Below are 9,245 nucleotides of genomic sequence, written 5' to 3' on the forward strand. Positions count from 1 at the left end.
GGTCTGGTACGGGCGGCAGGCCGCGCGTACGTCCGCCGGGGACGACATAGCGACTGAGGCCTCGCCCCGCACCGACGCCCCGGCTCAAGTCGGCACCCTCGCAGCCCCTCATGGCCAAGCCCATACCGACGCCGACGCCGACGCCCATGCCCACGTTCATCACGAACCCCGTATCTCCTGGCTCCTGGTCCTCCCCCTCCTCGCCCTCATCCTCGTGGCGCCGCCGGCCCTGGGCTCGTACAGCGCGATGCGAACCGGCACGGCCCTGCAGAAGCAGCCCTGGGGGTTCGCCGACCTCCCTGCCGGCGAAACGATCAGGCTCAACCTCGTCGACTACGCGGGCCGGGCGGCGTACGACCACGGCCGTTCCCTCGACCACCGGCACATCAAGATCGCCGGCCTGCTGGCGCTGGACCGCGACGGCACCCCGTACCTGGTCCGTATGGCACTCAGTTGCTGCGCCGCCGACGCCCAGCCGGTGAAGATCGGCCTGACCGGCCGGATCCCTCCCGTCCTGCGACCGGACAGCTGGCTGGAGGTCACCGGCACGTACACCGCCAAGCGGACCAAGGACCCGGTGAACGACGGCATCATTCCGTTCCTCGACGTCACCGAGGTGAAACCGGTCAAGGCGCCGCGAGACCCGTACGACGAGAGCTGGAACGGCTGACGCGGGCGCACACCGTCCATGCCACCCCGGAAGCTGTCGATCCTCTGTCGATAGCGGGCGTACGGGGGAGGGGCTGCCAACTGTGAGCCAGGATGGGCGAGTTGAAGGCTCTCACCCACTCTTCCCGGAGGCCCGCAACCATGACCCGCAGTCACCCGCACCCGCACTCGCTCCCCCACCCTTCCCGACGCGCCCTCCTGGGCGGCGCCGCCCTCACCGCGTTCGCGGTGGCGACGGGCGCAGGCGCAGGTACGGCGAACGCAGCCACCGGCACCAGGACCGCGACCACCACCGGCGGCGGCGCCGGCGGCGGCACGTGGCCGACCGAGTTCCCGCTCCCCAACGGCTTCCTCCCCGAGGGCATAGCCATCGGCAGAAAGCCGTACGCGTACATGGGCTCGCGCGCCAACGGCGCCATCTACCGCACCGACCTGCGCACCGGCGAAGGCGGCATCCTCTTCGCGGGCGGCACCGGCCTGATAGCCGTCGGCCTGAAGCTCGACCACGACGGCCTCCTGTACGTGGCGGGCAACACAGGTGTGGCGCGTACCCATGACTCCCGCACCGGCGAAGTGGTCGCAACACACCAACTGTCGGAACCGACCGGCCACTTCATCAACGACGTCACGCTCCTGGGCGACCGAGCCTGGTTCACGGACTCACGCGCCGCCGCACTCTACGGAGTACCGCGAGGCCGAACCGGAACCGTAAAAACCCTCCCCCTCACGGGCGACTGGGTCCAACTCCCCGACGTCAACAACGCGAACGGCATCGTCGGCACCCCCGACGGCCGCGCCCTGATCGTCGTCAAGAGCACCCCGGGCGAGCTCTACAACGTGAACCTCAGGACGGGCCGCGCCATCAAGATCACCCTCGTCGGGGCGGCCAACGTAGTCAACGGTGACGGCCTCTACCGCATAGGCCGCACCCTGTACGTGGTCCAGAACCGCCTGAACCTCATCAGCGTGTTCCACCTCGACTCCAAGGCCACGACAGCCACCCTGACCGGCACGATCACGGACCCCCGCTTCGACGTCCCCACAACCGCGGCCCGCTTCGGCAACCGCCTCTACCTCGTCAACGCCCGCTTCACCAGCCCCCAGACCCCGGAAACGACGTTCACGGGGGTTGCGGTCCCGATCTGACGCGGAGGGCGGGACGAGTACCCGTACGGACGGGGCAGGGGGCTGGCAGGATCCCCTGCCCAGCTCCGTTAGCCACACAGCAACGCCAGAGGGCCCTTACCTACCCGGTAAGGGCCCTCTGATCTGCTACTCAGCTGTCGGGGTGGCGGGATTTGAACCCACGACCTCTTCGTCCCGAATAAGGTCAGGGCGAGATCCATGCCTGACCCGAAGGGCACATGGCCAGGTCAGGTCGTTGGGATAAGTTGGTCTCGCCGGGCTTCTGGGTCCCGCTGGGAGAAGATCTTCTCCCAGCGTTCTCCCAGGATTGCGGGGGCAGCAGGGCCTACTCGGGCTGGCCGGTCGCATTCTGGCAACACTGGCAGCAGCTACGACCGCCGTCAGCGATGCGTGCGACGTCAAGCATCAGTCGTAGCCAACTGACGATGAGCGAAAGCTCCGTTACGTGTTCCTGAACAAACTGAATCGCGGCCACTGTTCTGTCCCTTCACGGATGTCTGAGCGCTCCTCTGCGCGTTAACTCCGGTGTAGAGGCGGCCTTCACTGTCCAGTACAGCCGTCGGACGACGACCGGACGATCAAGCCACAGCCTGCGATGTTGACGTTTGTCCGCTGTCCGCAGGACGTCCCATCGGACACGGGCATACCCTGGTTTGACACGACGGGGGAGGACGTGTGGGTGCTGGCTTCGGACAGATCGATGGCACGGCTCCGCAGGAGGCGCAAGACCTCGCCGCGCGGCTTCGCGTTGCCGCAGAGCGGGCGGGTTACGGGGGAGTACGAGAGCTCGCAGCCGCCACAAGCGTCGGTCGTACAACGGTCTCCGACGCGCTGACTGCTCGGCGCGTGCCTTCCTGGGAGAAGTTGGCTGCGCTGCTGCGGGGGTGCGAGGTCCAGCCGAACCAAGGCTGGGCCGAGATGCATCAGGCAGCCAAGGAATCCTTGGTGCGACAACGTGCGGCGGCGCATTCGGCCGGACTCGTAGACCAACCTGAAGAGCAAAATCGGCCCGTCACGGTTAATCCAGTTGATCTGAGCACTTTCTCCATTCGTGCACCTTACGGTGATTTGCCACCGCGCCTACGCGGGCGTGACGAACTGCTGGAACTGCTTGAGGAGCGGCTGGCAGCGGGTGAGAGTCGAGTGCAGGTGATTTGCGGTCTGGGGGGCTGCGGCAAGACCGCGGTCGCATTGCACCTGGCGAGGAATGCCAGGGATCGCGGTTACCGAATATTTTGGCTCTCAGCGTCCACTCCGGATCGACTAATCACTGGCATGCGGGAGGTCGCCCGCGAGCTTGGTGCGCCTGAGAATGACATCGATGCGGCGTGGAGTGGACGTGTTAGCGCCACTGACTTGGTATGGCGATATTTGGATGATGCTGAACAACCTTGGCTCCTGGTCATTGATAACGCGGACGAACCAGCCTGGCTTGCTTCACGAGGGAGAGTTCCAGGAGATGGGACGGGTTGGTTGCGTACAAGTCATGCAGGCATGACTCTTGTAACTACCAGGGTCGCTAATCCAGGGGTTTGGGGAAGTGAGGCAGATGCATCCCGAATTGGCCCTTTGGATCCTTCAGATGGGCGAGACGTCTTGCTAGATCTCGCAGGCGATTCTGGGGACCCTACGGAGGCACTACTTCTTGCTGAACGGCTCGACGGACTTCCGCTTGCGCTCAAGATTGCCGGTTCCTACCTCGCTCGGTCAGCGCGTGGTGCCGGATTGTTTCGGCGTCACGGAAAACAGTCTGGCAGGGTGCGAAGTTTTACAGACTACATTGATGCACTAGGTGAAGCAGGAACAGGTTTCCTGGATCAGAATGAGCGCTGGAATTCAGATAATCCAGATAGGGAAACCACGTATCGGCGTTTGATTGGACGAACGTGGGAGATATCTCTGGACCTACTGGATGAGCAGCGTCTTCCCGAAGCCCGTGCTCTCATGCGAATATTTTCCTGCTTTGCCCCCACTCCGCTTCCAATCGAACTCCTTGACCCCAACTTGATTTGGGGAGAAGGCCGGGAAGTGGAATCGAAACTGGAACGCGCAGATCGCGCACTGGAGGCTCTGGTGGATTTGAGTCTCATTGATGTAGTAGATGTCACTCCTGGGGCGCAATCCTCCAGGGTCGACCTTACGCCGTGCCTAGTTAGCCACCGTCTCGTGTTGGAGGCAAACGCTCTTCGTCTTGGCGATAGCACTCTAGAGGAACGTGACGCTGTTTGGCAGGCGACGGCAAAGATTGTTGAAAAAGGATCCTCGAGGGCTCCGGAATTTCCACGGAACTGGAATTGGTGGCGACTTATTTCCCCCCATATCGTAGCTGCACTGAGGGTAGCCCCACCGGATTCAGAGGTACTCCTCCCTCTATTGCGGGCAGGGCTTTCGGCGTATGCCTATCACGCTTTTAGTAATGGGTTCGACACGGCAGGCGTGATAGCAGGTTTGTTGCTTCAGCGTAGCTCTGCTCTGGGTGAGAGCCACCCGGTTCGTTTGTCCAGCAGGCACAGAGTGATGCTCTCTCTTTTGGGGGAGGAGCAGAAGATTACAGAAGGGGAAGAAATTCTCTCTCTTCAAATCGAGTCTCTCGGTGAGGAGCATCCGGAGACGCTCATTACCCGCCACGATATGGCCCTAATCCGTCGCAGGAATGGTCTGACTTCTGCCGCCGATGAGGAGGCACAACTCCGAGCCGTCTTGAATGCTCGACGAAGGGTTCTTGGGTCAGATGATCCGTATACATTGCTCACGCATAGTGCAGTTGTGGGTGCAATGAGAGCGAGAGGGAAGGAAACCCATGAGATTGATAATGAGTACCGCGCGCTGATTGAGCATACGCGGAGCGAAAGTCCAGAAGACTATAAGTTTCTGTCATTGCAAAATCGGCATCACATGGCGCATGCGCTAGATGCTGCAAACCGTTTTGACGAAGCCGAGGCTGAATATAGGTCGGTTATCTCGGAGTTGGAGGAGTCTAACGGTGCGGGCGGAAAGCTCTATCGAGATATGATGAAGTGCCTCGCGGATAACCTTGTGAGTCAGAAGAAGGAATTTGATGCACTCCATGTGCTCGACGATCTGATTCCGTGGTTTGATGGCAGTGGTGAAGGACGCTCACCTATTGGGGCAGCGGGACTGCAGGCCCGTCATAAGCGAGCCGACGCACTTCGTAAATGCAAGCGACCTGCTGAAGCTGAGCGAGAGATTCGCGCGGTATTGGAGGTTCGGCTGCAATCTGTTGACTCCCTAGACTCGCTGGTGCTTCGGGAGCGTCATTGTCTGGCACATGCATTGGAAGATCAAGACAGATGCACTGAGGCGCGTGAGGAGCTTCAGGAGGTAGCGGCAGCTTACGTAGATATTCTCGGGAATGAAGACGCGGCTACTCGAGATGTTCTTTCTTGCTTGGCGAATCACCAGTATAAGCACGGTGATTTTTCTGAGGCGCTGCGGCTATATGGGCAAGTTTTGGCTGCTGAAATAACGGTATTCGGTGACAGTCATGCAGAAGTGATATTCTCTCGCTTTTTGGTTCAGCGCTGCCTCCTCAAGATGGGGCGCATTGGGGCAGCTGAGGCGCTCTCTAAATTCGAAGAAATTGAATCAGAGCTCGCCGATAATTCTGGGGTGCCTCGTTCGCGCCTATCGGTCATCCGTAAGACAGTTCAAGAGCTTCGCGAGGATGTTGAGGGGTAGATGGCCGTATGGCCGCTAACCCACTTAGGCTGTTTCCCTTCCTTCCCTTAACTGGTAAGGATGTGTAGAAGTGCTAAACGCTCTCGAATGCTCAGAAGTCAACGTTATCGAGGCATGAGACGTGCCGGCGTCTCGACAGGCACCGTGTCCAACGTCCTCAACCGGCCGGACGTCGTAGCCGAAGCCACCAGAGTCCGTGTACGGGAAGCCATCGACGCTCTCGGTTTCACTCGCGGTGAGGGAGCCGTCGACCAGGCCGAGCACTGGCGACGGAACGGATTCGCCACGTGGCTCTTCACCCCGGCCGTTTCTGGCTGGTACCCGAAAAAGGCGCCCCAGGAAGCGCGACCGGTCCCCGTCCTTGCCGACCCCTGGCCCGGTGTCCCAGCGCGGGGGAGGGGTGCACAGGCTCGGGCAGACAGTTGCTGGGTGCCGATCGCGAAGGGGCTCACGCCTCACGGGCTGCGCCACACGCACAAGACGCGTATGGAGGGGTTCCGCACCCCGCCGAAGCTGATGGATGAGCGCATGGGGCACATCGACGGCTCGGTCCAAGCCCGCTACACGCACGTCACCCGGCAGATGCGCGATGAACTCATGGCGAACCTGACCATGGAGTGGGAGGCGTCCCTCGATGCCCGGTTGGCGATGTGCCCCACGTCTCCGGTGGCCGTGCTCAACGCCCTCTTGCAGGAGCGTCTGAGAGCACGTCGGTAGGAACCGTCTGGGAGACGGAATTCCAAGATCTTCTCCCAGATTTCTCCCAAGGGGCCCTGGAAACCACTCAGGGGCTTGATCCGTTCTCACGGATCAAGCCCCTGACCTGGTCTTACAACTGTCGGGGTGGCGGGATTTGAACCCACGACCTCTTCGTCCCGAACGAAGCGCGCTGCCAAGCTGCGCTACACCCCGATGTCGCTTTGAGCAGGCCACTCAAGTGAGCCCTGTTCGTGGCGACGTCGTTTACTTTAGCCCACCGGTGGCCGGAGACGAAATCCGGTTTTCGGGGGGTCGGTGGCGGCGTGGAACGGGGCGGATGTGGTCGAGGGCGACGAGGAGGAGGGCCAGTGCGTAGCAGGCGAGGCCCAAGACGGTGGCGTTGCCGAGGACCTCTACGTAGCCGTGTCGGGAGACGTCGAGGAAGGGGTACGGGTAGCGGGCCTGGGTGCCGGCAGGCAGTAGTGCGCCCCGGGCGAGGGTGAAGGCCAGGTACGCGGCGGGCAGCACCAGCCAGGTGGCCGCGGTGTGGAGGCGCAGCGGGCCCGGGCGGGTCAGCAGGAACCAGTCCAGTACGGCCATGACCGGGACCGCCGTGTGCAGGAGCTGGTTCGTGAGGGCCGGCCAGCCCGTGGACGTTTCGATGCCGCCCGTCATCGAGAAAGCGCTCGAACCGTTCGCCAGGATCACGTGTTGGACCAGGCCCGCGCCCACCGCGTACAGCATCGTGCCGGCGGTGACGGACGGTGGTAGCGGGCGCCGGGCCGCCCACGCCCGCCAGGCCGAGGCGGTGAACACCGCGGCCACCGCGACGCTGCTCAGGATCGTGAAGTGGCTCATGACCCGGGACGGTGTGCCCAGGACAAGCGCGAGGGTCACACCCGCGGTCGCCGTCAGCGCGACGAGGAGGCGGAAGGCGGCGACCAGGGGGCGGCGGACGCGGGGGACCACCGCGTCCGCCGGGACGACGGGGACGATGGCGGCGGCGTTGGCGGCCACGCCTGGGAGGACGGGTATGTCCGGGATGTCTGCGGGCAGAGGGGCGGTCATCCCCTCACGTTAAGCGGGTCGGACAAAAGGGGCGAGGCGGGTTGAACCGGTCGAGCGGTGCTGCTTCTCGCACCCTCGCACCCTCGCCCACTCCCCGCGTCAGCGTCCGTCCCGCTGCCCTTCCCGCGCGGCAGCGACCGCCGACCGCTCCCTCCCGCGCAGCAGCGACCGCCCCGTTACCCCGGTTCCGCGTGACGCGACGGCGTCAGCCCCGACCCACCAACGTAAGCAACGTAGCCTCCGGCGGGCACGCGAACCGTACCGGTGTGTAGCGGTTCGTGCCGCAGCCCGCCGACACGTGCATGTACGCCGTCCGCCCGGACTCGGTCTCCGTGTGCGTGGAGAGGCCCTTCACCCGCTCCGTGTCCAGGTCGCAGTTGGTGATGAGGGCGCCGTAGAAGGGGATGCACAGCTGGCCGCCGTGGGTGTGGCCGGCCAGGATCAGGGGGTAGCCGTCCGCGGTGAAGGCGTCGAGCGTGCGCAGGTACGGGGCGTGCACGATGCCCAGCGAGAGGTCGGCCGAGTCGGACGGGCCGCCGGCCACGCGCGCGTAGCGGTCGCGTTTGATGTGCGGGTCGTCGAGCCCGGTCAGCTCGACCTCGAAGCCGTCGATCTTCAGCGAACCCCGGGCGTTCGTCAGGTTCAGCCAGCCCGCCGCGTCGAAGCCGTCGCGCAGCGGCTCCCACGGGTTGTGGATCACGCCGACGACGGGCGCGTTGCCGTTCAGCCCGTGCCTGCCCTGCGCCTTCTCGAGCAAGTAGCGGGCGGGGTTGCGGGGTTTGGGCCCGTAGTAGTCGTTCGAGCCGAAGACGTACGCGCCCGGGAACTCCATCAGCGGACCGAGGGCGTCCATCACCTCGGGCACGCCCTCCGGGTCGGACAGGTTGTCCCCGGTGTTGATGACGAAGTCGGGACGCAGCCCCGCCAGCGACCGCAGCCAGCGCTGCTTCTTTCGCTGGCCGCTCACCATGTGGATGTCGGAGACCTGGAGCACGCGCAGCGGTCGCATCCCGGGCGGCAGTACCGGGACCGTCACCCGTCGCAGACGGAAGGAGCGGGCTTCGAAACCCGCCGAGTAGAGCAGACCGGCGGCGCCAGCCGCCGCGATTCCCAGAGGTACTCCGTATCGCGCGCGCATGAGCCCATCGTGTCAGACCCCACACACTCGTAAGACCATCGGAGGACCGGCGGAGCGGCATCGAAGGGGCGCCGGAGAAGCATCGGAGGCGCGTCGAGGGGAGCGCCCGAAATCCATGGGCAGCGGTCGCACCACACCTGCGACAATCACCCCATGACCACGCTCAAGTCGAAGCTGCAGGCAGACCTCAACGCCGCCATCAAGGAGCGCGACGAGCTCCGCTCCTCGACGCTCCGGCTGACCCTCGCCGCCATCCAGAAGGAGGAGGTCGCGGGTACGTCCAAGCGCGAGCTCTCCGACGACGAGGTGCAGAAGGTGATCGCCAAGGAGGCGAAGAAGCGCCGCGAGGCGGCCGAGGCCTTCGCGCAGGGCGGTCGCGCGGAGTCGGCCGAGCGCGAGAAGGCGGAGGGCGTGGTCCTCGCCGAGTACCTGCCCAAGCAGCTCTCCGACGACGAGCTCCAGCAGATCGTCGCGCAGGCGGTCGAGGAGGCGAAGGCCGCCGGTGCCGAGGGCCCGCGCGCCATGGGCCAGGTCATGAAGATCGTGAACCCGAAGGTGGCAGGCCTGGCCGAGGGCGGCCGTGTCGCCGGGGTGGTCAAGAAGCTGCTCGCGGGCTGAGCAACCAACTGCTCGCGGGCCGAGTGGGCTGAGTCCGGGGCCGCCGCCGAGACGGCCCCGCCGAGAGAGCCGCACGCCGCACGCCGATGGGGGCGCCCCTTGTCACAAGGAGCGCCCCCATCGGCGTACAACCACTGACTACGGACTACGGAACCCCGGGCCTACCGAACCCCGGGCCGCGGGCCCACCCCCGGCCTACGGAAAGTTC

6 protein-coding genes, 1 tRNA gene and 1 pseudogene are annotated in these 9,245 nt (G+C 64.4%); 5 read left to right on the top strand and 3 right to left on the bottom strand.

From position 1 onward, the window contains the following. The 4 genes and pseudogenes from AOK17_RS37345 to AOK17_RS37360 all read left to right on the top strand — a co-directional run. The coding region (locus AOK17_RS37345) for a TIGR03943 family putative permease subunit (protein WP_107102593.1) at positions 1–670 on the top strand (670 nt) is incomplete at its 5' end. A gap of 140 nt (positions 671–810) precedes the next feature. Beyond that, a complete protein-coding gene (locus AOK17_RS37350) occupies positions 811–1,815 on the top strand; it encodes an SMP-30/gluconolactonase/LRE family protein (RefSeq protein WP_055617050.1) in 1,005 nt (334 codons plus the stop codon). A gap of 675 nt (positions 1,816–2,490) precedes the next feature. Continuing rightward, the gene (locus AOK17_RS50360) at positions 2,491–5,514 is read left to right on the top strand and encodes an XRE family transcriptional regulator (protein ID WP_157881479.1); all 3,024 of its coding nucleotides are present in this window, start codon (positions 2,491–2,493) and stop codon (positions 5,512–5,514) included. Positions 5,515–5,631: 117 nt separating this feature from the next. Next, positions 5,632–6,231, top strand: a pseudogene (locus AOK17_RS37360) (LacI family DNA-binding transcriptional regulator); the annotation flags it as partial. Positions 6,232–6,352: 121 nt separating this feature from the next. Here AOK17_RS37360 and AOK17_RS37365 read toward each other — a convergent pair. The 3 genes from AOK17_RS37365 to AOK17_RS37375 all read right to left on the bottom strand — a co-directional run bounded on the left by AOK17_RS37365 (position 6,353) and on the right by AOK17_RS37375 (position 8,419). Beyond that, positions 6,353–6,426: transfer RNA gene (locus AOK17_RS37365), tRNA-Pro, on the bottom strand. A 51-nt stretch (positions 6,427–6,477) separates the two neighbouring features. Further along, on the bottom strand, positions 6,478–7,281 hold the full coding sequence (locus tag AOK17_RS37370) for a Pr6Pr family membrane protein (protein WP_107102594.1): 804 nt from the start codon (positions 7,279–7,281) through the stop codon (positions 6,478–6,480). Between the two features lie 205 nt (positions 7,282–7,486). Further along, positions 7,487–8,419, bottom strand: coding sequence for a metallophosphoesterase (locus AOK17_RS37375; protein ID WP_055617053.1), 933 nt, complete (start codon positions 8,417–8,419; stop codon positions 7,487–7,489). A 153-nt stretch (positions 8,420–8,572) separates the two neighbouring features. On the opposite strand from AOK17_RS37375, the gene AOK17_RS37380 reads away from it, so the two are divergent. Beyond that, the gene (locus AOK17_RS37380) at positions 8,573–9,037 is read left to right on the top strand and encodes a GatB/YqeY domain-containing protein (RefSeq protein WP_055617054.1); all 465 of its coding nucleotides are present in this window, start codon (positions 8,573–8,575) and stop codon (positions 9,035–9,037) included. The last annotated feature ends 208 nt before the right edge of the window (positions 9,038–9,245 follow it).

It is taken from the genome of Streptomyces phaeochromogenes (assembly GCF_001418655.1).
Taxonomy (GTDB): Bacteria; Actinomycetota; Actinomycetes; order Streptomycetales; family Streptomycetaceae; genus Streptomyces; species Streptomyces phaeochromogenes.

Excerpts from the sequence above, each read along its gene's own strand:
- AOK17_RS37350 (WP_055617050.1), top strand. The coding sequence starts at position 811 with ATGACCCGCAGTCACCCGCACCCGCACTCGCTCCCCCACCCTTCCCGA.
- AOK17_RS37370 (WP_107102594.1), bottom strand. The coding sequence starts at position 7,281 with ATGACCGCCCCTCTGCCCGCAGACATCCCGGACATACCCGTCCTCCCA.
- AOK17_RS37375 (WP_055617053.1), bottom strand. The coding sequence starts at position 8,419 with ATGCGCGCGCGATACGGAGTACCTCTGGGAATCGCGGCGGCTGGCGCC.
- AOK17_RS37380 (WP_055617054.1), top strand. The coding sequence starts at position 8,573 with ATGACCACGCTCAAGTCGAAGCTGCAGGCAGACCTCAACGCCGCCATC.